The following is a 25189-nucleotide window of genomic DNA, read 5'->3' on the forward strand; positions in this document are numbered from 1 at the left end:
TATGACTGATTCGACGCCGGGTCAACGTTGGACCTTCTTTGCAGTGATTTCGCTCGGTCTGCTGATGATCGGGCTGGACAATTCAATTCTGTATACGGCGTTGCCGGAGCTCAACGAGCAGCTGCACACCACCCCGACCCAGGGCTTGTGGATTATTAACGCCTACCCGCTGGTGCTGGCGGGGCTGCTGCTGGGCACGGGCACGCTGGGGGACAAGCTGGGCCACCGCCTGATGTTCATCGTTGGGCTGGTGGTGTTCGGGGTGGCGTCGCTGGCGGCGGCGTTTGCGCCGTCGGCGTGGCTGCTTGTGGGTGCGCGCGGGCTGCTCGGCATGGGTGCCGCGGTGATGATGCCGGCGACGCTCGCGCTGATTCGCCTTACGTTCCCGGACGAGCGGGAGCGCAACACCGCGATCGGCATTTGGGGGTCGGTGGCCGTGGTGGGTGCGGCGCTGGGTCCGCTGGTCGGCGGCGCGCTGCTGGAGGCGTTCTGGTGGGGCTCCGTCTTCCTGATTAACGTGCCGATCGTGCTCATCGCGCTGGCCCTGACGTTCTGGCTGGCCCCGGAGAACATGCCGAACCCGGCGAAGCACTGGGACCTTATCTCCTCGGTGTACGCACTGTTCGCGCTGTCGGGCCTGACCATGGCTATCAAAGAATTGGCGAACCCGAATTCCGGCTGGTCCCTGTTCGTGGTGGCGGTGGTGCTGTGCGTCGTCGGCGCGGTGTTGTTCGTGCGCCGCCAGGGGAAGCTGGCGGACCCGCTGCTCACCTTCGACATTTTCAAGTCGCGGATGTTCACCGGCGGCGTCGTCGCAGCAGCCGGCGGCATGTTCTTCATGGCCGGCGCCGAGCTGATGACCACGCAGAAGCTCCAGCTTGTCGACGGCTTCTCCCCCCTCCACGCCGGCGCGACAATTATTGCGATGGCGGCGGCGGCGATTCCGGCGTCGACACTTGGGGGCGCCTACCTGCACAAGATTGGCTTCCTGCCTCTGATTGGCGGCGGTTTCCTGGGCGCCGCCGCGGGTGCCGCGGCCCTGATTTGGGGTTCGGACGCGGGCAGCCTCGGCATCGAGATTGCGGCGCTGGCCGTGATGGGCTTCTCGGCGGGCTCGGTGATGAGCGTGTCCTCCATCGCGATTATCGGCGCGGCGCCGCTGCACCGCTCCGGCATGGCCGCCGGGGTGGAGGAGGTCTCCTACGAGTTCGGCACCCTGGTCACCGTCGCGCTGACCGGCTCGTTGCTGCCGATGTGGATGGTGCGCAACCTGCCCGCCGAGCTGCAGCCCCTCGGCATGGATGCAATTTACGACGCCTCCACCAACGCCCTTGCCGCCCCGGCCTACGCTGGGGCGTACCACAACGTCCTCGTGATGATCGCCTGCTCGGCCCTGGTCTTTGGTGCGGTGACCTGGTGGTGCTTCCGCGATAACCCGAAGTCCGGCGACGCGAAGGTGGCGGCGTAAATGAGCGCACGCAGCTGGCACCGGAAGGCGTCCAAGCCGGTGAGCATCTGGATGTGGGTGTTCATCTTGATCGGGCTCACCCACACGCTGTTCCCCGAACCGGCGTGGCTGCTGATTCACATTTTCACGCTCGGAATCGTGGCGAACTCGATCGTGCTGTGGAGCGTGAACCTGACCGAGCGTTTCCTGCAGCAGCGCCTTCCCGAGGAGGCGCGCCCGGCCCAATTGCGGCGCACCTGGGTCCTGAACGTCGGCGTCGTGTTGGTGCTTGTGGGCCAGGTCCTGGCCAGCTGGTGGGAGCAGCACTGGCTGGTCACCTGGGTCGGTGGGTGCCTGGTGGCTGGTGCGGTGCTGTGGCACGCGGTGGTGCTCGCCCGGCTGGTGCGTGATGCCGGCCCGGAGAAGCGGCACCGACCCGCGGCGATTGGGTACGTGGCGTCGGCTGCCTGCCTGCTGGTAGGGGTGTGCTTCGGCGCGGCCCTGTCGATGGGCCTGCCGGGCACCTGGCAGGAGCAGATTCGCCAGGCGCACCTGTTTACCAACGTTGGCGGCTTTGTGGGCTTGGCCGCGATGTCGAGCCTGAGCGTGCTGTTCCCGACGATGTGGCGGATCAACGGCATGCGGGACCGCACCCGCGTGGCCATTTGGGGCGCGGTGGCCGGGATTGTCTGCGCCGTCGTCGGCGCGCTGCTGGGAATCTCGCAGGTGGTCGCGGTTGGTGCGTTCGTCTACGTCGGCGCGTGGCTGTGGCTCTTCCAGGGGTTCCTGGTCAACGTGATCGACGTGTTGCGCGACCCACGCGACCGCATCACCTACCCGGGACTTTCCGTCTTCGTGGCGATGTTCTGGCTGATCGGCACGATGCTCTGGTACGCCGTGGGCCTGGTGCGGACGGTCCCGGAGATCCCCACGCTGGCGCTCCTCCTCGGCTTCGTGGCGCCCCTGCTGATCGGCACCATGAGTTACCTGCTGCCCACCACGATGGGCGGCGGGCCGAAGGCGGTGCGCGCCGGGCTGCTCGAACTGTCCCGGGGCACCTACTTCCGGGTCGTGCTGTACAACCTCGCGCTGGCGGTGTGGCTGCTGACGGAGCAGTCCTGGCTGCGGGTGGTGATGAGCCTGCTCGTGTTCGCCGTGCTGGTGGCGTACCTGCCACTGCTGCGCAGGGCGGTGAAGGCCCAGGTGGCGGTGCTGCGGGGGCAGCGCGAGGCCCCGGTGGCGGGCGCCCACGTGGAGCGCCCCGCCGGGCAGTCCGCCCTGGCGCTGGCGCTGGTGGCCGCGATTGTCGCGTCCTTTGGCGGGATTGCCTGAGCCGGGTCGCTTAGGGCGTGACCACGAACTGGCCGCGCTGTCCCTTTTCGGCGTCGGTCATCTGGTGGTTCACGAAAGTGTACGTCCCGGGCTCGTCGAAGGTCATCTCAACAAACCCGCCTTGGGCGGCGAGGAGCCCGAGCGCCTGTGATCCGGTATCTGTGGCGTTTCGGACCTGGTACTGGCCTTCCTTGAATACGGTGTCGAAGATTTCGCCGACCACGTGGAAGCTCAGCGGATTGTCGGGGCCGACGTTGAAGATCCACACACGGACGGTATCGCCGACGCGGGCCGGAATCGGCCGCTGCTGGTACTGGTTGGGGTAGCCGTTGAACGCGGTGAGATCGTAGAGCCCGGCGGCGACTCGCTCGGGGTCGGCGCCGTCCTCGCCGAGGAAGACCTCGTGTGAGAGGAGGACGTATTCGGCGTCGACAGGCGTGAGGTCCGGTGGGTCGATGACGACGGCGCCGAACATGCCGTTGGCGATGTGCAGACTCATCGGCATGGTGGCGCAGTGGTACATCCAGATCCCGTAGCGGCGGGCTTCGAACTCGTACGTGAGCGATTCGCCCGGGGCGATCTGGGCCATGTTCGTATCGGGGTTGACCTCACCCGCGTGGAAGTCGATGGAGTGCTCCATCGTGCCGTCGTTGACGATGGTGATGCGGAACAGGTCACCGACGCGCCCACGCAGTACGGGACCTGGCATTTCTCCGTCGAAGGTCCAGACGGGTTGGGTGACGCCGGGCGCAACCTGGCGCTCGCTTTCGGCAACGTGCCAGGTGTGTTCGTGCACTGTTCTTTCGGGAGCATCGGGCGCGGGAGGCAGCGCCGGGTCGCGGTAGACCAGGCCGGAGTCGGGCCCGTCCGCGGCAACTACCGGTCTGGGCGCGGCGCTCGGCGAAGTGCTCGGGCTCGCCGATCCGACCACGACATCGAACACCATGCCCATCGCCTTGTGTCCGGCGATCGTGCACCAGCCTTGCGTGGACTCGGTGAAGACGCCGAAGTCGTGGACGACGGTGTCGCCGGGATCGATGCGGCCTGTGTACTCGTTGCCCAGCTTGAGGTCGTGCTGCTGGTCGTCGGAGTTGGTGATGGTGAGGATGAGGCGGGTACCGGAGGGGACGTCGATACGATTCGGCGTGAAGGTCATGCCTTGGATGTCGACGTCGAGCGTGGTGGCGCCGCTGGTGTCGAGTGGTTCCGGGCCGCGATCGTCGCCTGCGGTCGAGCTCAGCGCGCTGAACGCCACCACGAGCGCCACGAATACGGCGATGATGCCCCACGCCAGGCCGTCGGAGGTCTGCCCTTTTTTATTCACGGTCTCGATCGTAATAAATATGGTTCGAAATAGGGAAAGCTCGGCACCCATAGAAAAACCCTCGGGGGAACACAGAGTCTATGTCTGTGACCCAGATCCGAGGGACTACGTTGGCTACAATAGCACAATGACGTATCCAGTGCAGCCGCCTACAGGGCGCCACCACCTGTTATGGGGGTCTATTCCACCTGCTCGGATGGCGACATTTCTATCACACACGTCTCATCATTGCGCCGATGAGGCGCTTGAACTTTATGTATGGAATCGCGATTTGTCCATGGCCTTTATGGCCGATTTAGCGGTCCTCGAAGTTGCGTTACGTGAGGCTATTCATGCTGTTCTGACCGAGAAATGGGGCGTGCAGTGGTATCAGGAAATGCCTTTGGACGACCGGTCGCGAACGGCTTTGGCTAGTGCTTGGGAACGTCTGCCTGCTCACGTGAGATTGAACTCGGAACGTGGGGATTTACCAGGGAGACTAGTGGCCAACTGCATGTTTGGCTTCTGGACGAATCTGTTTGATAAAGGCGGTTATACCGGCCGAGGTCCTTGGCGCAGAAAGGTTGACAATGAGCGGAACTGGCCAGTTCTAGCAAAAGCATTCCCCGGCGGCAGGCGAGAAGCTGCACGTCAGCGGGATGAGCATCCTGAAAAGGCGAGAGCGATAACTTTTTCTCGTGTGTGGGTTCATCAGTTGTGCCAAGAGATTAATGAACTTCGAAACCGTGTTGCGCATCATGAACCGTTACTGAATGGTGTCCCACTTCGTGGACAAACGCATCGAAATGAAAAAAGAAGGAGAACAGTTGAGGAGGCATTCGCGCAAATCTTGTCCCTCGCCCGCATGATTGACACTGACCTGGCTACGTGGTTGGTGGCCAATAGTGAAGTACCAGGTGTTATGGCGAGAAAGTGCGAAATAACCTCTTCGTCACGTTCTTTCAATAAATACGGCCTGGAATAGGGAAAATCGGCGATTTCGGTTTAAGCTGGTAAAGAGCTCTGACCGAAGGAGGACACGTGAATTCGGCGACCCCGCCTCAACCGACGACGGACCTGATGGACCGCGCCGCCGAGTTGAGCGTGAAGCAGCGCGAGGTGCTTGATCGCCTAGCTTTGCACCCGCATGGGGCGCAGGTCGGCGACCTTGCCAAGGAGATGGGGATGCACCCCAACACGATCCGCGGGCATTTGGATGAGTTGTTGGCGCGGGATTTGGTGCAGGTCACCACGGCTCCGAGCGAGGGCCGCGGCCGCCCGAGCAACATTTTCCACACGCGCACCCCGCACCACTCGACCGTGACTCGCGAGTACATCGGCCTGGTCAGGACGATGGCGGAGTGCCTCACCGAGGGCGATACGGAGAAGGCGCGCGAGATCGGCCGTCAGTGGGCGCGCCAGACCCACAACGGCCGCGAGGTGCAGTCGGACGCCTCCGGGGCGTCCCAGCTCAGCGCCCTGATCGCGATTCTGCGGGACCTCGGCTTCGACCCCTCCTACCCAAACCAGTCCGGCAACATTGGCCTCAACGCTTGCCCGTTCACGACGGTGGGCGTCAGCGCGCCAAGTTCGGTCATCTGTGCCCTGCACGCCGGCTACCTGGATGAACTCAGCGGCGGCATCGTGCACAAGCTGCTGCCGTATAGTCGCCCGTCGCAGTGCGAGATCGAACTATGACTATCGACGACGCCGCCGCCCCCCTGCCCACCGCGGAGCTGATGCGCCGCGCGGCAGAGCTCAGCCCGAAGCAGCGTGAGGTCCTCGATGCGCTCGATTCTTTCCCGGAGGGTGCCTTGCTCAGCGAGCTGAGCAAGGAGCTTGGCATCCACGTCAATACTGTGCGCGGCCACGTCGATGAGCTGGCGGAGCGCGGTTTGGTGGGCTGGCGCGTGGCCAGCCGCACTACCCGCGGCCGCCCCTCGCACGTGTACCACGTGCGCACCCCACAGCATCACGCTGTGATGCACGAGTACGTCGCGCTCGTCGAGTCGCTGATTGAGTCGCTCGCCGGCTTCGATCTGGACGCTGCCCGCGACTTCGGGCGCGCGTGGGCGCGGCGCAACGCGGACCGCTTCGGCGAGCCGCCAAAGGACTTCGAGGAGCTCGCCGCCGCGGTGCTGCGCTCCCTGCGCGAGATGGGCTTCGACCCGCTCGTCCGCGAGGCTGACGGCGACGCCTCGGTGGAAGTCGGCCTGCAGGCCTGCCCGTTCGTCGCCGCCGACGGCACCCCGCCCGCAGCCACGATTTGCGCACTACACCAGGGGTTTATCGACGCCACCATCGGCCCCCACCACCTCGACTTCATGCCGTTCGACGCGTCGGGGCAGTGCGGGGCCCGGCTGGTTAACCGATCAGCCAGTCGTTCGGACTAAACAGCTCGAAGTACACGTTCGCCGGGTCGAGCTGTGCCAGGTCGTCGCGGATGGACTGCAGGAAGCCCTCGCCGCCGCACAGATACACGTCTGCGCCGGAAACGTCCAGGTCAGCGACGTTGAGGCGCTGGCCTTCGGCACGGAAGTAGGGGTGCAGGGAGGCGTCGTCAAGCTTCTCGACGAGCATCCGCATCTCATCCGCCTGCGCCCACGACTGCTGCGATTCGTCGACGTGCGCGACGGTGACCTTGCGCGGCGAGCCCTCCGCTGCGAGATGCCCGAGAATGCCGGTCATCGGCGTGGACCCGATGCCGGAGGAGATCAGCACAACCGGGTTTGTGCCGGCCTGCAGCACCAGGTCGCCGGCGGCGAGCGTGGCGTCGACGGTGTCGCCGACGTTGACGTGGTCGCGCAGGAACGTGGACACTTCGCCCTCGGTCTCCACGGCGATGCGGTAGTGGGAGGCGTCGCCTTCGATGATGGAGTACTGGCGCAGCTGGCGCGCGCCGTCCGGCAGCTTCACGCCGACCGACGTGTACTGGCCTGGGCGCGGCGCCGTGAAGTCGCCCTCCAGGGTGTAGGCGTAGACGGTGTCGCTGAGCTGGGTTTTCTCCGTGACGGTGGCGGTGCGGAACACGTCGCCCGCCTCCACGCCGTCCGATTCGTAGAGCTTGCCTTCGTGCTTGATCAGGACGTCGGCCATCAGCCAGTACACCTTGTCCCAAGCCTCGGCGACTTCTGGGGTGACGGCGTCACCAAGCACCTCGACGATGGCGGCCATCAGGTTGTCGTGCACGATCTGGTACTGGTCCGCCGTGATGCCCAGCGAGACGTGCTTGTGCGCGATGCGATCCAGCATCATCACTGGGTCTGGAGCGTCTGGGTCCACCAGCTGCGTGGCGAACGTCGCCACCGACGCCGCTAGCGCCTTCTGCTGCGCGCCCTGCTTCTGGTTGCCGCGGTTGAACGTGTCGGCGATGAGCTCGGGGTGGGCGGTGAACATCTTGTTGTAGAAGGTCTTCGTGATCGTCTGGATATTCGCGCCTACCGGCGGGAGCGTCGCCTTGATGATCTCGGCGTGCTCGTCGCTCAGGTATGCCTGTTTCGGGTTTGGTTTCTCGTCAATGAACATAAACACGAATATACCCGTGTTTATTAATCTTCGAGATTTTGGTCCAGTCGCTCTTCGTCGCTGCGGCGCCGCGAGCGCTGCCAGCGCGGGGCGAAGATTGCGGCTGCGGCACCGCCGACGATCACGCCGATGACCATGCCGATACTGCCGCTCGGGTCACTGTCGAAGTCGTTAAAAGCGATTCCGGCTAAGGCGATCGCGAGGAAGATCCAGATGGGCAGGGTGGACAGCGTGAAAATCTTGGGCGGGCGGGGCCGCGGGGCGTAGTTCTGCATCCACAGCGCGCCGGCGGTTTGTGCGAGCGTGCCGGGCAACAGCGCGAGCAGTGAGTAGATGGCCACACCACTTGGCAGGACCCAGGCGAGGATCGCCATGATGAACGTGGTGGTGTACATCAGCGTCTCCGAGGTCACGGTGCTGGACTGGTGGAGGATCTGCTGCTGGTATTCGTCGTCGGTGCCCTGGTTTGCCAGGGCGATCTTCTTGTCGCCGTACTGCTTCAACATGGGGTTATCCTTCCTGTTCGTCGCCGAAGAGGGCTTCAACGGTCTTGCCGAGGGTGTGTGCGATGTCGAGTGCGAGGTGGACGGAGGGGGAGTAGTTGCCTTTTTCGATGTTGGCGATGGTCTGGCGGGACACTCCCACCTGTGCGGCGAGCTCGGCCTGGGAGAGTTCCTGCCACCGTCGCCACTTGCGGACCATGTTTTCGTGTGTGTCTGGCATCAGCGCTCCTTTCTGCTTTGTAAGCACCTACGACAAACAATAAACTAAACACCCCACTATGTAAAGGAAAGTGGACAAAAAGGTAAGAGTAGGCGTCGATAGGCGCAAAGCTCTGGACTGTCGTGCATGCCTACGCCAGTGCCTGCGTACCTCGATAAGATCCTTGACCTCGTCCGCCATACCACCCAACATCCCACATGTGGGATGTAAGTGTTATGTTGTTTGACCTGCGTGAACTCGTCCTACATACCACTTTTTCGGTGGAACATACCACCCAACATCCCACATGTGGGATGTTATGTGGGATGTTATGTGGGAAGTAAGCTGGCGGCATGCCAACCCCAGTGCCTGCGTACCTCGAGAAGATCCTTGACCTCGTCCGCGACGACGACGCCGGCGAGCCCGCCGACTACATCGAGTCGCTGCGCACCGCCGACCCGGACAAGCTCGGCCTCGCCGTGTGCACCACGTCGGGCCACCTGTACTCCGTCGGCGACGACAGCTACGAGTTCTCCATCCAGTCAATCTCGAAGCCGTTCGTCTACGCCCTCGCGCTCGAGGAGCTCGGCGCGCAGGAGGTGCACAAGGTCGTGGGGGTTGAGCCCTCAGGGGAGGCCTTCAACGCCATCTCTCTTGACGACGCCACCAACCGGCCCTCAAACCCCATGATCAATGCAGGCGCCATCGCCGTGAACCAGCTCATCAACGGGGCGGATTCGAGTGTCGAAGACCGCGTCGAGAAGATTCGGTCGTTCTTTTCCCGCCTTGCGGGCCGTGAACTGCGCATCGACCAAAACATCCTCGACGACGAGCTGGCCACCGCGCACCGCAACCTGTCCATCGCGCACCTGCTGCGGGAATTCGGCATGGTCCAAGACCAGGCCCACGACGCCGTGAACTCCTACACGCAGCAGTGCTCCATCCTGGTCACCGTCCGCGACCTTGCCGTCATGGCCGCCACCTTGGCCAACGGCGGCGTCCAGCCGATCACCGGCGAGCGCATCATGTCCGCTGCGGCTAGCCGGGTGACACAGGCCGTGATGACGTCCGCCGGCATGTACGACGGCTCCGGCCGCTGGATGGTCAACGTGGGCATCCCCGCCAAGTCGGGCGTGGCTGGTGGCCTCATCGGCACGATGCCGGGGCAGCTCGGTATCGCGTCGTTGAGTCCGCGCCTGGACAAGCAGGGCAACTCGGTACGCGGCGTGAAGATCTTCCGCGAGCTGTCCGAATCCCTCGGCCTCAACCTGATGAGCGCCGACTACTACGCGGCGCCAGGGATCCGGACGGTGGATCGTCGAGAAGCGAAGACCGTCGTGCAACTCCAGGGCATGATCAACTTCACCGCTGCCGAGAAAATCCTTCACGACCTCGGCGAATACCGCCTCGCCGGCAACCGCCTGGTGCTCGACGTCTCCAACGTCACCTCATTCAACAAGGCCGGGCGCCTGCTGATTAAAGAAGGCATCAAGCAGATCCGCGACCAAGGTTTCGACGTCTCCATCTACGACCCCGACGGCGCCATGCCCGACTACGAGTTCTCCGACGGCACCAAATTCCGCGCCGTGAAGGACTTCTCCACCTCCTTCGAGGTCCCGGCGAGCCGCACCGAAGTCTTCCGCGCAATCACCAGGCCACAGGAGTGGTGGGACGAAACCATCGAGGGCTCTGCAGACACCGCCGGCGGCGAGTTCCACTTCCAAAACGACGACCAATTCGCCGAGCTCTACGTCTCCGAAGCCGAGCAGGGCGACCGCCTCGTCTGGCGCGTCGAGCCCACCGGCAACCTGCTCGAGGACCCCGAGTGGGACGACACCGACATCATCTTCGAGCTTGAAGACGCCCCCGACGGCGACACCCGCGTCAAATTCACCCACCGCGGCATGCACCCGCACGAGGAAGGCTACGAGGAGGCCGCCGCCGACTGGAAGGCGCGTCTCCGCGACAAGTTGGAGCCACTGATCAAGCGCGAGAGCAAATCTGAGTAGACTGCGCACCAAATTCCCTCGCGCGCTTCCCGCGACCAGGGCTTTTGCAAACCCGCCCCCCAAAATCCCGGAATCTGGTGCAAAGCCGGGGCGCTATGACACCAAATTCCCCCAAGCGCTTGCCGTGACCAGGGCTTTTGCAAACCCGCCCCGAGAAAAACAAGGAATCTGGTGCGCGCACCCACCTTCACATGTTCCGAAAGACGGAATTGGAGATGCGTCAACTTACTCCTGTGATTAGAACTAGAAACACATGCGAAAGTGAGGTGACTCACTGTGCTGGATCTATTGTCGAAAGTCAAGGAGCGAACACCATGGGAGAGCTGAATGCAGACGTTGATGTGCTGGTCATCGGTACGGGACCGGTTGGCCTAGCGCTGGCGAACCTGCTTGGCATCCGTGGTGTTTCGGTCGCGGTCATGGAGAAGCGTGACCAGCTGATTGACTACCCGCGCGGGGTCGGCCTCGACGACGAGTCCATGCGCACCATCCAGGCGATGGGCCTGGCGGAGGAGTTCCGGCCGTACACGATTCCGCACCACATCATGCGCTTGGTCGATGGTGCCGGCAACGTCATCCTGACGAACAACCCGCAGGGTGAGCCGTATGGTTGGCCTCGTAAGTTTGGGTTCCTGCAGCCGCTGGCGGATAAGGCCTCCTTCGATGGGTTGGCGAGGTTCCCGCACGTCACCACCACGTTTGGCCGCGAGCTGGTCAAGATTGAGGAGGTCGACGGTGGCGTCCGCGCGACCTTTGAGGTCGTGCGTGGTGAAGAGGGGGAGGAGCGCACGGGCGAGCAGGAGCAGATCACCGCGAGGTACCTCGTTGGTTGTGAAGGCGGCCGTTCGTTTACGCGCAAGTGGATGGGGACGGAGTTTGAGGGGAAGTCGCCGTCGACAAGGTGGGTGGTTGTTGACGTCAATAATGATCCGCTGGGCGCCCCGAATGTGTACCTCGGTGCTGACCCGAACCGCCCGTACGTGTCCATTGGCCTGCCGCGCGGGGTGCGTCGTTGGGAGTTCATGCTGTTTGATGACGAGCCGACCGAGAAAGTCGACGAGGATGCCTTCATCGAGGAGCTGCTGTCGGAGCACATCCCGGAGGGCACGAAGCTGGACGTGATCCGCCGCCGCGTGTTCACGCACCACGGCCGGATGGCGCGGACGTTCCGGAAGGGCAACGTGCTCATCGCCGGTGACGCGGCGCACTTGATGCCGGTGTGGATGGGCCAGGGGTACAACTCGGGTATCCGCGATGTGACGAACCTGTCGTGGAAGCTCGCTGGCGTGCTGCAGGGCAACTTCAGCCCGGAGCTGCTGGATACCTACGATGTCGAGCGCCGCGACCACGCCAAGGCCATGATCGATTTGTCGATGACGTTCGGCACGGTGATTAAGCCGACGGATAAGAAGGTGGCGTTCGTGCGCGACACGGCGGCGAAGCTGATGAACCTTTCGCCGCGTGTCAAGGAGTACTTCGCGGACATGAAGTTCAAGCCGGTGCCTCGCTACGGCCGTGGCGCGGTGGTGGATCAGGCGACGTTGAAGCCTGGCGTTGCAGATCGTTCGAATGATCCGTCGCATCGCCCGCGCATCGTCACGTCGCGCGTTGCGGTGAACAAGTTGTCGCCGGTGGGCTTGCAGATCATCCAGCCGAAGGTCGAGTACAACGGCGCTGAGGTGCTTCTCGACGACGCCCTGGGCCTCAACCACGCCGTGGTGACCTGGGGCGTGGACCCGGCCCGCCTGTTCACGCCGGAGCAGCTCGCTGAGATGGCAAAGGCGAACGTCAAACTGGTGTGTGCGGTCAGCCCGACGCAGGTCGAGTGGGCGAAGGAGTACGTGTCGGCGGACACCGAGGTTGTCTCGGATATCACGGGTGCGCTGAAGGGCTTCTTTGATACCCGCGCGGTTGGTACGGTGCTTGTCCGCCCGGACAGGTTCGTTGCGGTGGCAACGCTCAACGCCCAGGCAGGCCAGGCGTGGGAGGCGTACAAGCAGGCTGCAAGCATGCGCGTGCAGTAATTACATACTGACTACTTCAGGGGCACTCAGACAGGAATGTTTGGGTGTCCCTGGTGTTTAACAAGTCTTTATCAAGGAGGTATCGCAAGTGAGCGACTCGAAACACTCGGCGCGGCCGAGAGACTACGCATATTCAGTGTTCGCCATTGTGGTGATGATGGCCGGTACCGCCCTTGTGACGACGAGCCAGCTCGGCACGCCGCCGGTCTCGTCGCCGGTGTATGCGATGACGCTGATCGGCGGGTTGAGCTTTGGCGGGTGGACGTTTGCGCTGAACCTGTTCCTCATTGCGGCGCAGTGGGTGATGCTGCGCCAGGACTTCCCGGGCCGGTACTGGCTGCAGCTGCCCGCGCTGCTTGTCGGCAGCGTGAGTTTGGACGGGTGGATGTATGTGTGCCGCCCTTTGGCGTCGACGAATTACGCGGCGCAGGTTGCACTCGTCGCGGTCGGGTTGGTGGTGCTCGGCTTCGGTGTAGCAATTTTGGCTACTGCCAACGCCGTATTCCTGCCGGGCGAGGGCTTCGTCGCTACCGTTGCGACGCTGCGTCGAAAACCGTTCTACAAGGTCAAGCTGGTCTTTGACATCGTGTGTGTTTTGCTGGCGTTGGTGCTGTCCGTATTGTGGGTGGGCCATTTTGAGGCTGCCCGTGAGGCGACGATCGTCTCAGCGCTGACGCTCGGGTTTATCGTGGGGGCGTTCACCCCGGTTGCCCGGCGGCTGGTGAAGCCGGTCGACTAAGCAATAAGAAAACGCCCCGGAGTAGCTCCGGGGCGTTTGTGTTGCGGTGTTAGCCCTTGAACATATTCGTCTTGGTGAAGCGCTCTGCGTGGCCCATGCTCTGGGCGGTTTCCTTGGAGAAGTAAATCGCCAGCGAGGAGACCACGAACAGGCCGGTGATGATGATGGCCAGCGGGGTCAGGCCGGTCTCCGGGGAGACGAAGCGGGTCGCGACCAGCGGTGCGGTACCAGCGCCGAGGATGGACGCCGCCTGGTAGGTGATACCGGAGCCGGTGTAGCGCAGCTCGGGGACGAACTTCTCGGAGATGAATGCGCCGATCGGGCCGTACTGTGCGGGCTGGACCACGCATACGAGCAGGACCATGCCGATCCAGATCTTGGTTGGGTCACCGGAGTCGATCATGTTGAAAACGATCCAGATGCCGATGATGGAGACCAAACCACCGGCCAGCATGACGCGGCGTCGTCCGAGGCGGTCAGACAGGGCGGCGAGGCCCGGCATGACGAAGATCGCGATGGCGGAACCAACGGTAACCATCATCAGCGCAGTCGAGCGGCCGACTGGCGTTTCAGTTTCAGCGGTCGCGTTCACGATGTACGGCACCATAAACGAGCCCTGCAGACCTTGCACGAACAGTGCGGCGGTGCCGGCGAGCGCACCGAGGACCAGCTCGCGCGGAGCCTCCTTCAGCATGCGGACCAGCGGCACACCGGTATGCACCTTGCCGGCGCGCCGGGCGGCTTCGAACTCTGGGGACTCTTTTACGTTTGCGCGCATGAACAGGCCGACGATGACGATGGCTGCGGAGAACAGGAACGGAACGCGCCAGCCCCAGTCGGTGATGAAGTACTGCTCGGGGTTGGCGAAGTTGTCGCCGGAAGCCTTCGCGAAGATTGCGAGGATCAGCGTCGACAAGATGGCACCTGCTGGGCCGCCTGCGATGGCGACGGAGGCGCCGAAGCCCTTGTTCTTGGCGGTGGAGTTCTCCATGGCCATCAGGGTGGCACCGGCCCATTCGCCGCCGATCGCCATGCCCTGGATGATGCGCAGGATGACCAGCAGAATCGGAGCGGCCGGCCCAATCATCTGCGAGGACGGCATCAAACCGATGGAGATGGAGACAAGCCCCATCGTCATGAGCGTGATGACCAGGACGTTTTTACGGCCGTACTTGTCGCCGAAGTGGCCGAACGCCATCGAACCAATCGGGCGGGAGAGGTAGCCGGTGAGCAGGATGACGAAGGAGAGCATCGTGCCCAGCTTCGGGTCGATGTTCGCGAAGAAGAGCTGCGGGAACACCAGGCCAGCTGCGGCTGCGTAGAGCAGGAAGTCGTAGTACTCCACGGTGGAGCCGAGGAAGGACGAACCAAGGGCGAGGCGTCGCTCTTTCGGCGTGCGCTCATGCTTCGCGAGGTCTACCGGTGGGGCATGGGTGATGTTAGTCATGTGGGTCTCCTGAAAGGGATGGGGTGGTCAGCTAGCGCGCGGACCACGCAACGGAGTGGGAATAGTTTTCGGTTGCCTCAGGGAGAAGGCGTCCGTAGTGGTATTCGAAGGACTGCTGGCGGTAAAACTCGCGGGTAAGTTCTCCGCGCTGCGGCGTGGCGGCCTCGCGTCCGGAGTTGCCGCGGTACTCGCCCGTGGCCATGCGCCCGAACCAGTGATGGTCGTAGATCGTCTGGTCCGCCCACACCTCAAGCAGCATGAGGTGATTGGGCAGCTCCAGGTTCTCCATCCATGCGTAGTAGAGACAGCCCGGCTCGCGGCGGGTCTCGGTGATTTCCTGGGCGGTCAGCGCGCGCATCTCAGGGTTTTCGACGAAAGCGTTCTGGATGACAATGCTGACTGGCCCGCGCGCTGGCCACATGATGCGGGCGTCGTAGCCTGCTTCTGGGGCCCACACGCCGTCGGCGAGGACGTACTTGGACTGCTCGTAGATCTCCGTCGTGCCGTCCTGCACGAATGTGTGCAGGTGCGGCAGCTCCGGCAGCTTTTCGACGATCTCTGCGTAGTCGGACACGCTCTCCGCGAGGATCGCGACGGCGCAGTCCTCGTCCTCGACCGCCAGGGTTTGATAGGCCTCGGCTTGCTTGATGCCGTCGCGCTGGCGGAGGGATGCGACGTCGTGAAGAAGCTTTTCTGGAGCATCGGTAGCTCCGCGGTGAACGATGCGGATCATACGAGCTCCTCGAAGTCGACGATCCAGTCCGGCGCGGCGAACTCCGGCTTCGGTGGCTCGCGGCGCGCGACGATCTCGATGAGGTAGCCGCCGAGCGCGTCGAAGGTGTCGAAGTAGCCGAACTCGGCGGCGCCGCCGCGCAGGTTAGAGCCCATGCACAGTGGGTGGCCAGCCTCGGTCATGGAGGCGACGACCTCGTCCCACTCGGAGTCCTCCGTGGTCATCCACGCGAAGTAGTGGTGGATGCCCGGGCCGCGCTCATCGAAGAATTCGCGGTTGTAGTGGCAGTCGCCGTGGTTGACGGAGATGATCTCGAAGCCGAAGTCGCCGGCGGTGCCCTGGGCGGTGAAGTAGCCGGTGTCGCCGTCCTTGCCGCGGTAGTACGGCTTGTCCAGGCGGCCGAAGCCGGTCTCCCACGTCTTCATCTCGTAGCGCTGGATGCCGAAGACGTCGCGGTAGTGCGGCAGCGCCGCCATGACGTCGTGCACGAGGACACCGAAGTGGTACATGCCCTGCACCGGCTGGGGCGGGCGGGTGTCGGTGCTCACCTGGGCTGGGTCGGCCGCGGTTGCGGGGAGCATCTCGACGAGGAAGCCGCCCAGGTTCTCACGCGTGTCGTAGAAGGTGCGCGTGGCGCCGTCGACAGTTGCTGTGTAGGCGATGTCGTAGCCGAGCGCCTTGAAGTGCTCCGCGACCGCCTCGTCGTTGGCCGCGGTGGAGCGGACCTGCAGGAACGCGATGCCTTCGCGCTTGGTGCGTAGGAACTCGTTGAAGGGGCTCTCGCCGCCGGTTGGTTCGATGATCTCGAAGGTGAGGCTCGACGCCGGGCGCCCGCCTGGGCCTTTCTCGCCGTTCACGGCCGGGGTGGTGCCGACGGCGCTCCGCCAGGTTCCCGGGGTCGTCGCCAAGCGTCGGCCGTGCGCTACCGCGTCGGTCGGTGCGTGCTCGGCGGTGTCCCAGTCGGTGATGCCGTAGATGCGGGAGTACTCCTTGATCTTGGCGTCGAGATCGTAGACAACGACGCCGATGCGCAGGAGGTTCGTGGTTTCAATCTGTGTACTCAAGAGCGTTTCCTTTCTTTAGTAGAACAGAGACAAGTTCTTGACGAGGATGGTTGCCATATCGAAGCGGATCTCACGCTCGAGCACCAGGAATCCGTAGCGCGATTCCGGTGCCCGTACGATGACGTCGCGACGCTCACCTGCGATGGTGTCCTCGTAGCGCTCCCCGCGGGAACGGTAGATGAGGAAGTTCGAGCGGACGGCGAAGGTGCCGTCGCTACGCTCGTCAATGCGCAGGTTGGTGAGCATGTGGCGCGAACGTGACGGCGGTTCCTCGGCCCACGCCATGTTCGTTTGAAGACGGACGACGCGCTGGCGCAGAAACGCCTTGGATTCCTCGAAGTAGACCGACGTCCCTTTCGGGTAGAACTCTTCCTTACGCTCACGGGCCACACGGTTTTCGCGGACCGGCGCCCAGTAGTCGACGTCGTCGTGCATGCAGTCGAGCCAGTCTTCCCACTGCATGTTGTCCATCATTTCAGCTTCGTCGTACAGGAAGCGCGCGATGAGGCGCTCATCTTCCGCACCCGCAGGGGCCTGGGTCACTGCCTCTGACGCTTGCGTGTTGTTGCTCGCCATGGGTTTCTCCTTCAAAGGTCGTGTAAAAGCTAGGGACTAATCGACGTTGCCTTCGTAAGCACCGTCAGAGGCTGCAGCTGCCGCTGCTGCTTCCGGATCCATCACCTTGGTGAAGTCTCGCTGGTCAACCTCCGGAACGCCCCCTCGTTCGGCCTTGAGCTGTTCCCAAGACTTGTCTTCCATCAGGTCGCGGTAGAAGCCGTACATGTTCAGCGCGGCGTTGTCCGAGTAGACATGTGCCGTGGATGCGCCTGGGTAGCCGTCATCGTCGTAGCTGACGGGGACGCGGCGCATGTTGTAGGTAAAGCCGGTCTCGCGGGACTTCGCGCCGCGGAGGATGTGCTGCATCTCCTCCCAGTTCTCGGCGTCGTCCTGCTCGAACATGCCGCCAGGGGAGAAGGTGCGCATGACGTCGACACGGATGGCTTCCTTGACCTCTTCCGGCGCGTCCTTTGGCACGAACGCCCAGGACCAGATCTCCATCTCGTTCGGGCCACGCGGGTGGGTGACGCGGAAGGTGTAGTTGCCCAGCAGCATGAAGTTGGGGAAGACGTTCATGTGGCCGCGGACCTCGCGGAACTCACCGAGGCGCTCCACGATGGAGTCACGGATGGTGTTCTCCCACTCGATCAGCGCAGGGCCAGTGTTGGGGATCTCCGCGTCACGCTTGCCGAAGAACGCACCGCCGTGACCGTACGGGCTGAGGAACTGGCGGCCCTCCGGGACCTTCTTGCGGCCGGTCTTGCGGTCGAAGGTGTCCGAACCGGAGCTGAGCGCCTCCACCGCGGAGACGTGGGAGATCTCCGAGTGCTGCATGTCGGACGTCGGCTGCTCAACGTTGAACTTCCAGTTCGCTGGCAGGACCCACTTGTGTACAGCGATGGCTTCCATGCCGCCCTCGTAGCGGTCCATGTAGCCATCCAGGTAGTACTTCGCGTTGCCCAGGTACTCCTCCAGCGGCGGGATCGTCTCATCCCAGGAGCCGAAGATGAAGCCCTTGTAGTTCTCGATGCGCGGCACCTTGATCGCCGACAACTTCGACTTATCGATGCCCTCCGGGTACGCATTGTTCTCATGCGGGATGTTGGTCAAGTTGCCCTCAAGGTCGTAAGACCAGCCGTGGAAGGAACACATGAAGGACTTCGCCTGACCGCGGTCAGCGCGGCAGATACGCATACCGCGGTGGCGACACTGGTTCAGGAACGCCTTGACCTCGCCGGACTTCTGGCGCACAACAATGACCGGGTCCTCACCAATGTAGGTCTGGATGTAGGACCCGCGCTTCGGCAGCATCGACTCGTGCGCAAGGAACACCCAAGTGCGCTGCCAGACGGTCTCCAACTCCTGGCGGTAGATGTCCTCGTCGGCGAAAATCTTGCCGGAAACGTATCCTCCGACCGGATCAATGAGTTCTGCGATCTTACTCATAGCCACTTCCCCTCTGTGATCTGTGTCATCTGTGGGAGTGACTTTAAACGGAAGAATAATTGGCTAAAACCCACGTTCCAGTCAATGGAACAGCCCCGGCGGGCATAAAAGGAGGGGCCTCGGGGCTCAAAGTTCAGCCTAGGATAGTCTTCCCGACTCTTCCCGGGGGCCAGTGCCAAAAGACGCAAGCCTAAACATCCAGCACTTTTATTACCAGCTAGTATGAATAGCTAGCCCAAAAGAGGTTGCGTCCATTGGCACTCAGACCTTACTCTACGCACACCAAATTCCCTCACGTGCTTCCCGCGACCAGGGCTTTTCCAAATCCGCCCCGCGAAAAACAAGGAATCTGGTGCGCGCGCTACATCCTCGGCAGCCGCACGCCCGGAATCAGGTCCGCGTACGCCGCACCGCCGAACCCAAGCGCCAGCAGCAGCGGCAGGATCAGCCACAGCCAACTACTTGCCGACGACCCCTCCGCCCCACTCGCAGCCCCTTCCGTCTGCTGCGTTGGTTTGGCCTGCTGCGTAGTTTCCGGCGCCTGGCTAGTTGTCCGCGGCGCGGAACTTCCCGGCCTCGTCGCAGGTGTTGAGGTTGCCGCGGACACCTCGGTGGTTGGCTTTGCGGCTTCGGTTGTCCGCGGGGCGGAATCCTCAGCGGTCGGTTCTGTCTCCTCGGTTGTCCGCGCGGCGGACACCTCCGAGGTTGGGGTGGACGTTGTCGCTGGTGTTGAGGTTGCCGCGGACACCTTGGTGGTTGGCTTTGCGGCTTCGGTTGTCCGCGCGGCGGACACCTCCGACGAAGTTGTAGGGGCCACGGCTATCGTGGACAGCTTTGCCGAAGTGGTTGTCCGCGCGGCGAAATCCTCGGTAGCCGGTTCTGTCGTTTCGGTTGTCCGCGCGGCGGAACTTTCAGCAGTGGGTTCTGGCCTCTCCGTTGTCCGCGCGGCGGACACTTCCGATGAGGTCGGGGCAGCCGTTGTCGCTGGTGCCGAAGCTGCCGCGGACACCTCGGTGGTTGGCTTTGCGGCTTCGGTTGTCCGCGCGGCGGACACCTCCGACGAAGTTGTAGGGGCCACGGCTACCGTGGACAGCTTTGCCGAAGTGGTTGTCCGCGCGGCGAAATCCTCGGTAGCCGGTTCTGTCGTTTCGGTTGTCCGCGCGGCGGACACTTCCGAAGTTGGAACAGACGTTGTCGCTGGTGTTGAGGTTGCCGCGGACACTTCGATCGTTGGCTCTGCGGCTTCAGTTGTCCGCGCGGCGGACACCTCGGACGAGGTTGCAGGGGCCACGGCTACCGTGGACAGCTTTGCCGAAGTAGTTGTCCGCGCGGCGGACTGCTCACTCGAAGGAATTTCGGTCGGGGTTGTCCGCGCGGCGGAACTGTCAGCAGTGGGTGCTGTCTCCTCGGTTGTCCGCGCGGCGGAATCCTCAGCGCTCGGTTCAGTCGTTTGCGTTGTTCGCGCGGCGGACACCTCCGAGGTTGGGGCAGCCGTTGTTGCTGGTGCTGTGGTTGCCGCGGACACCTCGGTCACGGTCGTTGGTGAGACCTCAGCCTCGGGTGCTTCAGCCTCGGATGCCTCATCCTGGGGCGACTCGGACGGCTTGGTTGTCTCGGCTTCAGGCTTGTTGATGTACTGCTGCAGCAGCTTCTGCAGATCGAGCATGTCCTGCTCGAGTTTCTTTGCCTCGTCGAGGTTGTGGGTGAGCTCGTCGATATCGATTTGATCTTCGGGTTCGGCGGAAGTGTCTGCAGGTTCAACGCTTTCGGAAGCTTCGGGTGTCCGCGGGGCGGACTCTTCCGGAGCTGAAGTAGACGTTGTCGCTGGTGTTGAGGTTGCCGCGGACTCCTCCGAAGAAGTCTCGGGGGATTCGGGCTCAGCATGAGCTTCGGATTCCGACGGTTCCGGAGCTGCTTCAGATTCCGACGGTTCCGGTGTCCGCGGGGCGGACTCCTCGGTCGGCTCGGCAGCCGCAGAAGGCTCTACCGTTGCAGAAGGCTCGGCAGCCTCGGTCTCAGAAGCCTCTGTCTCCGCGGGCGCGTTCTTCAGTTCCTCCAGCGCGGCGGCTTTGTCGGCGATGCGTTTGGTGGCGTCGGTGATTTCGTTGTCCACGGCGCGGAGGGCGCGTTCGAGGGTCCACTTGTCGGCGTTGTGCCAGAAGCCGGTGAATGGGTTGCGCTCTTGCCATCCGGTGAGTGCGGCGAGGTTGGCTTCGATGTTGGCCTTGCGGTGGGTGGCGGCTTCGAGGGTGCTGTTGGCGAACTCGAGCTGTCGAGAAGCGTCGTCGATGTTGGTGGGGGTGGTGGCGTCGTAGCGGTCGGCGCCGTGGCCCTCGTGCGAAGGCGTTGCTGCTTCGACGGTTTCGAAGAGTTCGATGGAGCGGGTGATGTTGTCCAGGCGGGCTTGTTCGAGGTCGAGTTTGGCTTTGCGGGCGTCGCGACGGTTCTTCAGGCCCTCGAGCTCCTTGGTGTTGGAGGGGGCGAGCCAGCTGAACCAGCTGGAGTCGACTTCTTTTTTGCGTTTGGTGTAGGCGGAGTCGGCTTCGTCGAAAAGTGCTTGGCGCTTGGCCACTGCCTCCTGCTGCGCGGTGATGCTCTCAAGGGCTTCGCGCAGGTTGGTGGGCAGGGCGACGGGTTTGATGTCGGGTTCGGGGGCGTCTTCGTAGGCGGATGGGTCTTTGCCGTTGAAGTCCTCGAGCTGCTTCTTGGTCACGGCGAGTGTTTTGCGTGCGGCGTCGAGGGAGGTCTTGGTGGTGCGGACGAGGAGTTCGGCGGAGTCGACGAGCAGTTTCTGCTGGTCGTACTCGGCTTGCTTGGCCTTCTTGTTCTCCTCGCCGATGGCGAGGACGACGCCCCAGCGCTTCATCTCGAGGACAGCCTGCGCGCCCTTGAGCGCCAGGTCGGCTTTCCATAGCTGGGATTCGAGTTCGGCGACTTTGGCTTCGCCCTTTTCGACGAGCCCCTGCAACGCCTGCCCGCCGAGGCCGAGGAGGCCTTGCGCTTCGGCGTAGTGGGCGGTGGGGTTGATGGTGGCGGGGACGGTGACGGCGGTGCCGGTCAGGGCGACAACGAGGGCGCCGGAGGTCAACTTGTGCATGCGCAAAGTTTAGGGGATAGACCTCTCGAAGTGCTACTTCTGTGTAGCGGCGAGTGCCCCCGTGAGTGCGCCGATGGCGGTGTCGATGATGTCGTCGCGTTCGGGGGCGGGGCAGCTTTCGTCGACCCAGTCGATGCAGACGGCGTCGAGGAAGCCGAGCATCCCGGATGCGGCGCGTGCGGCGTGCTCGTCGTCGCGGCCCAGCAGGGAGCACAGCGTTTCGACGGAGGCGTCGCGCATCTCAATGCGCAGGTTGATTGCCTCGGTGGGTTCGGCGCCGCCGCGGCGACCGGCCAGCCACACGAACGGGTGCTCGGCGACGTGGTTGAGGTAGCGCTCCAGGGTGCTGCGCAGAGCCTCGTGGGTGTCGGTGTTGGGGTCGAGGTGGTCGTCGAAAAGCGGCTGGGTGTGTGCCTTGAGGAAAGCGGTGTAGAGCCCTGCCTTGGATTCGAAGTAGTGGAAGAGGAGGCCTTGGGACACACCGCAGGCGTCGGCGATGTCCTGGGTGGAGACTTCCACGTAAGGTGTGGTGGAGAAGATGTCCGTGGCAGCGGCGAGGATTTCTTCCTGGCGTTGCTCGACGCTGAGCCTCCGTCGTGGTTGTGTCATGGACACCACCCTACAGTACTGAGCTTTGCTCAATAGAAAGTGTGAGGAACTTGTCCACGTCAGACATTATCTGGTGGCACGTCTACCCGCTGGGCGCCACGGGCGCACCGATCCGCGAGGAGCACGACGAAGCGCCGCGCCTGCGGCAGCTCGAGCCCTGGTTGGACTACCTGATCGAGCTCGGCTGCAACGGGCTGCTGCTCGGCCCGATTTTCAAATCGGTGTCCCACGGCTATGACACGCTGGACCACTTCCAGATCGACCCCCGCCTGGGCACCAACGAGGACTTCGACCACCTGATGGCCGCCTGCCGCGAGCGCGGCATCCACGTGATGCTCGATGGCGTGTTCAACCACGTCGCGCGCACCCACCCGCTGGTGGCGCAGGGCCTGGCCGGCGACACGGACTGGGAAGGCCACGGCGAGCTGGCCACCCTCCACCACGAGGACCCGCGCGTGGCGGACCTGGTCACCGACGTCATGTGCTACTGGCTCGAACGCGGCATCACGGGCTGGCGCCTGGACGTGGCGTACTCGGTGCCGCCGGAGTTCTGGCGCACCGTGCTGGCGCGCGTGCGCGAGCGCTTCCCGGACGCGCTCTTCCTGGGCGAGGTCATCCACGGCGACTACGCCGAGATCGCCGCGGCGGGCACCCTGGACACCGTCACTCAATACGAGCTGTGGAAGGCCCTGTGGTCCTCCATCAAGGACGTGAACTTCTGGGAGCTTGACCACGCGCTGGGCCGCCACCGCGACCTGTGCGAGCACATGGTGCCCAACACGTTCGTCGGCAACCACGACGTGGACCGGATTGCTTCGAAGGTGGGGCAGGACGGCGCGCTTGTGGCCACGGCGCTGCTCATGGCGCTGCCCGGCATGCCCAGCATCTACTACGGCGATGAGCAGGGCTTCGAGGGCCTGCGCGGGGAGGGGTTCGCCGCCGACGACCCCGTGCGCCCGCCGCTGCCAGCCAGCCCCGCGGAGCTTTCGAGTCTGGGGCAGTGGATCTTCGAGGAGCACAAGAAGCTCATCGCTTTTCGACGCCGCCACCGCTGGCTCGAAACCGCCACCCTCGAGGTGACCGACAAAACAAATGAGGCGATCACCGTGGCGCTCGAATCCGGTTCGGAGCGCGCGACGGTGACCGCCTGGCTCGACCCCGCGCCGGGCGTGCGCATCACGTCCGGGGGCGAGACCTGCTACGAGTGGTCTGCTGTCTAACCGCTAGAACGGCCTAGAACGGCAGGGAGGAACCCGGTGCGTACTTGGCCAGCAGCTCCCGGGCAATGACGGACAGGTCCGGCAGGCGCAGCGTGACCGCGCCCGCGACCGGCATGTCGAAGGTGGGCACGTTGGCGGGTGCCAGCGTGATCACAGGTGTGCCCTGCGGTGCGGGTGCGGGGGCCGGCTGGGCATTCTGCTGGGCAGGCTGCGCTGGCTGCGCGTTCTGCTGGGCAGGCTGCTGCTTATTTGCAGGCGCGCCCGTGGTGCCGCGCAGGCCGCAGCGGTTGGCGGCTTCCTCCACGCGGCCGAGCGCGGCCTGGATCTGCGGGCCGCGGCGGTCGAAGGCTGCGATGGTCTGGGCCTGGCGCTTCTTGGCGTTGAAGTCGGCGTCGTTGGTCCAGTAGCGGGATGCCTGATCGCAGGAGATCTGGCCTGCGGGAAGCTTTGCCAGGGCGTCGTCGATGGCGTCAGCGGAGGCCACGCCGGTAGAAACGGTGGCGGCCATGAGTGCGGTGAGTGCAGCTGTGCGAATTTTCATAGCCGCCAGTATGTCACATCAGCCCCATCTGTCACACCCGGTTAGGCGTCGAGGAAGCGCCGAATCAGGCTGCGGTAGGCGTCCACGGTGAGGTGAACGTCCTCGATATCCACGTATTCGTCGTGGCCATGCAGCAAATCCAGCACCTGACCCAGGTGACGCTCACGGGCGTGCATCGCAAATCCGTAGCCCACCCCGCCCTTGCGGCGCGCGAAGCGCAGGTCCGAGCCGCCGGCGGCGATAGTTGGGACCACCACGGCGTCGGGGAAGAACTCGGCGTAGGTCTCGCAGATCGCCTGATAGAGCGGCGAGTCGGTGGGGGAGATGGTGGCGTCCTCGGTGATGAGGTGCTGGATCTCCACCTCGCTGGCCAGGTCGCCGAGCGCCGTGCGCAGCTGCTCGTCGATCCACTCCTGGCTCTGGCCGGGCAGCGGGCGGATGTCCAGCTCCATGTAGGCCATGGACGGCAGTACGTTGATGGCCTCGCCCGCGCGCAGCACCGTCGGTGCGATGCTCAGGTGGCTCATGGCGTGCGAGTAGCGCGCCAGGTCGCCGAGCGCCTCGTAGCCTTCGCCGCGCAGCAGGGCGGCCTCGGTCTCGGGGTCGAATTTCCAGGCGCGGATGTAGTCCGGCCACGGCTGCTCGGTGGTCACGGAGGGCTGCACCGACGCGATACGGCGAGCAACCTCACCAATCTTGGTGACGGCCATGTCGCGGTCGTGCGGGGCGGAGCCGTGGCCGGCGTCCCCGCGCACCACGAGGCGGCGCTGGGCCGCGCCCTTCTCACCAATCACCACGACGATCGCGTCCGAGCCGTCGCGCACCGGCAGGTGGGAGCCGCCCTCCTCGGAGAGGCAGTTCTTCCAGCTGAACGGCTCCGGGTCGAGCTGCGAGAGGTAGCCGGCGCCGAGCCCGCCGCGCGCCTCCTCGTCCGCCACGCCCACGAAAGTCAGTGTGCCGCGCGGGCGTTTGCCGCTCAGGGCCACGTCGCGGGTGGCGGCGGCCATCGCGGCGGTGATGTACAGCATGTCGGTGGCGCCGCGGCCGTAGAGTCGGCCGTCGATAATTTCGGCGCCGAAGGGGTCGTGCGTCCACTGCTCCTTATCGACGGGCACTACGTCCGTGTGGCCGAGCAGCGTGAGGGGCTCCGCGGAGGGGTCGGTACCCTCGATGGTAAACGCGATAGACACCCTCCCATCTGTGGGTTCATACTTTTGGATGCGCACGGGAGCGCCGTCGAAAAACGATTCGAGCGTGGCCGCGTTGCGGTATTCTCCCCCCGAAGTTGGGGTAAGGTCGTTGACACACGTATTTTGGATAAGGGTTCGTAAGAGATCCACTGTTGCGCTATGTAGGTTCATGTCTGGCATATTAGGTGCTTTTGTGGGCATCC

At 63.9% G+C, this 25189-nt stretch carries 22 protein-coding genes and 1 pseudogene; 10 read left to right on the forward strand and 13 right to left on the reverse strand.

Annotated elements, in window-relative coordinates; genetic code table 11:
* Position 1: 1 nt before the first annotated feature.
* Positions 2 to 1468, forward strand: a complete 1467-nt coding sequence (locus tag KBP54_RS00320) for an MFS transporter (protein WP_256005929.1) — start codon at positions 2 to 4, stop codon at positions 1466 to 1468.
* Positions 1469 to 2779: a hypothetical protein gene (locus KBP54_RS00325; protein WP_084028637.1), complete on the forward strand. Its 1311-nt coding sequence runs from the start codon at positions 1469 to 1471 to the stop codon at positions 2777 to 2779. It begins immediately after the preceding gene.
* 10 nt (positions 2780 to 2789) lie between these two features.
* On the opposite strand, the gene KBP54_RS00330 is transcribed toward KBP54_RS00325, so the two are convergent.
* Entirely contained in the window at positions 2790 to 4103 is a 1314-nt protein-coding gene (locus tag KBP54_RS00330; protein WP_256005930.1) for a multicopper oxidase domain-containing protein, read from the reverse strand.
* Between the two features lie 127 nt (positions 4104 to 4230).
* On the opposite strand from KBP54_RS00330, the gene KBP54_RS00335 reads away from it, so the two are divergent.
* Genes KBP54_RS00335 through KBP54_RS00345 form a run of 3 tightly spaced genes read left to right on the forward strand, consistent with a single transcriptional unit; the run spans position 4231 to position 6475 of the window.
* A complete protein-coding gene (locus KBP54_RS00335) occupies positions 4231 to 5067 on the forward strand; it encodes a hypothetical protein (RefSeq protein ID WP_145945282.1) in 837 nt (278 codons plus the stop codon).
* A 56-nt stretch (positions 5068 to 5123) separates the two neighbouring features.
* A complete protein-coding gene (locus tag KBP54_RS00340; RefSeq protein WP_083329414.1) occupies positions 5124 to 5780 on the forward strand; it encodes a helix-turn-helix transcriptional regulator in 657 nt (218 codons plus the stop codon).
* Positions 5777 to 6475 carry a helix-turn-helix transcriptional regulator gene (locus KBP54_RS00345; RefSeq protein ID WP_070363335.1) on the forward strand — a complete coding sequence of 233 codons (699 nt, stop codon included), beginning with the start codon at positions 5777 to 5779 and terminating at the stop codon, positions 6473 to 6475. The genes KBP54_RS00340 and KBP54_RS00345 overlap by 4 nt, the downstream gene beginning before the upstream one ends.
* On the opposite strand, the gene KBP54_RS00350 is transcribed toward KBP54_RS00345, so the two are convergent.
* The 3 genes from KBP54_RS00350 to KBP54_RS00360 are packed head-to-tail and all read right to left on the reverse strand — an operon-like array spanning position 6447 to position 8330.
* Entirely contained in the window at positions 6447 to 7607 is a 1161-nt protein-coding gene (locus KBP54_RS00350; RefSeq protein WP_256005931.1) for a globin domain-containing protein, read from the reverse strand. The genes KBP54_RS00345 and KBP54_RS00350 overlap by 29 nt on opposite strands.
* A gap of 23 nt (positions 7608 to 7630) precedes the next feature.
* The gene (locus KBP54_RS00355; protein ID WP_070363333.1) at positions 7631 to 8113 is read right to left on the reverse strand and encodes a hypothetical protein; all 483 of its coding nucleotides are present in this window, start codon (positions 8111 to 8113) and stop codon (positions 7631 to 7633) included.
* Positions 8114 to 8117: 4 nt separating this feature from the next.
* Positions 8118 to 8330, reverse strand: a complete 213-nt coding sequence (locus KBP54_RS00360) for a helix-turn-helix transcriptional regulator (protein WP_070363332.1) — start codon at positions 8328 to 8330, stop codon at positions 8118 to 8120.
* Between the two features lie 332 nt (positions 8331 to 8662).
* Between KBP54_RS00360 and KBP54_RS00365 the strand changes: the two are divergent.
* The 4 genes and pseudogenes from KBP54_RS00365 to KBP54_RS00380 form a co-directional block, all read left to right on the forward strand.
* Positions 8663 to 9904: pseudogene (locus tag KBP54_RS00365) on the forward strand (glutaminase); the annotation flags it as partial.
* Entirely contained in the window at positions 9896 to 10318 is a 423-nt protein-coding gene (locus tag KBP54_RS00370; protein WP_255366105.1) for an SRPBCC family protein, read from the forward strand. The pseudogene KBP54_RS00365 and the gene KBP54_RS00370, both read left to right, overlap by 9 nt.
* Before the next feature lie 314 nt (positions 10319 to 10632).
* Positions 10633 to 12342 (forward strand): bifunctional 3-(3-hydroxy-phenyl)propionate/3-hydroxycinnamic acid hydroxylase MhpA, encoded by a 1710-nt coding sequence (gene mhpA, locus KBP54_RS00375; protein WP_256005932.1) that lies wholly within the window; start codon positions 10633 to 10635, stop codon positions 12340 to 12342.
* 88 nt (positions 12343 to 12430) lie between these two features.
* Positions 12431 to 13081, forward strand: a complete 651-nt coding sequence (locus KBP54_RS00380; RefSeq protein WP_256005933.1) for a DUF6198 family protein — start codon at positions 12431 to 12433, stop codon at positions 13079 to 13081.
* Positions 13082 to 13130: 49 nt separating this feature from the next.
* Here KBP54_RS00380 and KBP54_RS00385 read toward each other — a convergent pair whose 3' ends face one another.
* From KBP54_RS00385 to KBP54_RS00415, 7 genes are all read right to left on the reverse strand, one after another.
* Positions 13131 to 14528: an MFS transporter gene (locus KBP54_RS00385; protein WP_256005934.1), complete on the reverse strand. Its 1398-nt coding sequence runs from the start codon at positions 14526 to 14528 to the stop codon at positions 13131 to 13133.
* A 31-nt stretch (positions 14529 to 14559) separates the two neighbouring features.
* The gene (locus KBP54_RS00390) at positions 14560 to 15261 is read right to left on the reverse strand and encodes a putative quinol monooxygenase (protein WP_070975505.1); all 702 of its coding nucleotides are present in this window, start codon (positions 15259 to 15261) and stop codon (positions 14560 to 14562) included.
* A complete protein-coding gene (locus tag KBP54_RS00395) occupies positions 15258 to 16325 on the reverse strand; it encodes a VOC family protein (protein ID WP_070975506.1) in 1068 nt (355 codons plus the stop codon). The genes KBP54_RS00390 and KBP54_RS00395 overlap by 4 nt, the downstream gene beginning before the upstream one ends.
* Before the next feature lie 15 nt (positions 16326 to 16340).
* Positions 16341 to 16901 carry an aromatic-ring-hydroxylating dioxygenase subunit beta gene (locus KBP54_RS00400; RefSeq protein ID WP_070975507.1) on the reverse strand — a complete coding sequence of 187 codons (561 nt, stop codon included), beginning with the start codon at positions 16899 to 16901 and terminating at the stop codon, positions 16341 to 16343.
* Between the two features lie 36 nt (positions 16902 to 16937).
* Positions 16938 to 18329: an aromatic ring-hydroxylating oxygenase subunit alpha gene (locus KBP54_RS00405; RefSeq protein WP_070363325.1), complete on the reverse strand. Its 1392-nt coding sequence runs from the start codon at positions 18327 to 18329 to the stop codon at positions 16938 to 16940.
* Positions 18330 to 18690: 361 nt separating this feature from the next.
* Complete coding sequence (locus KBP54_RS00410; protein WP_070363324.1) at positions 18691 to 21426, reverse strand: hypothetical protein; 2736 nt, start codon at positions 21424 to 21426, stop codon at positions 18691 to 18693.
* A gap of 33 nt (positions 21427 to 21459) precedes the next feature.
* On the reverse strand, positions 21460 to 22035 hold the full coding sequence (locus KBP54_RS00415; RefSeq protein WP_070479017.1) for a TetR/AcrR family transcriptional regulator: 576 nt from the start codon (positions 22033 to 22035) through the stop codon (positions 21460 to 21462).
* Between the two features lie 50 nt (positions 22036 to 22085).
* On the opposite strand from KBP54_RS00415, the gene KBP54_RS00420 reads away from it, so the two are divergent.
* A complete protein-coding gene (locus KBP54_RS00420) occupies positions 22086 to 23255 on the forward strand; it encodes an alpha-amylase family protein (protein ID WP_070363322.1) in 1170 nt (389 codons plus the stop codon).
* Positions 23256 to 23268: 13 nt separating this feature from the next.
* Here KBP54_RS00420 and KBP54_RS00425 read toward each other — a convergent pair whose 3' ends face one another.
* Positions 23269 to 23796 (reverse strand): hypothetical protein, encoded by a 528-nt coding sequence (locus KBP54_RS00425; RefSeq protein WP_070363321.1) that lies wholly within the window; start codon positions 23794 to 23796, stop codon positions 23269 to 23271.
* A gap of 41 nt (positions 23797 to 23837) precedes the next feature.
* Positions 23838 to 25157: a M20/M25/M40 family metallo-hydrolase gene (locus KBP54_RS00430; RefSeq protein WP_070363628.1), complete on the reverse strand. Its 1320-nt coding sequence runs from the start codon at positions 25155 to 25157 to the stop codon at positions 23838 to 23840.
* Positions 25158 to 25189 lie beyond the last annotated feature (32 nt).

Source organism: Corynebacterium pseudogenitalium, assembly GCF_024453815.1.
Taxonomy (GTDB): domain Bacteria; phylum Actinomycetota; class Actinomycetes; order Mycobacteriales; family Mycobacteriaceae; genus Corynebacterium; species Corynebacterium pseudogenitalium.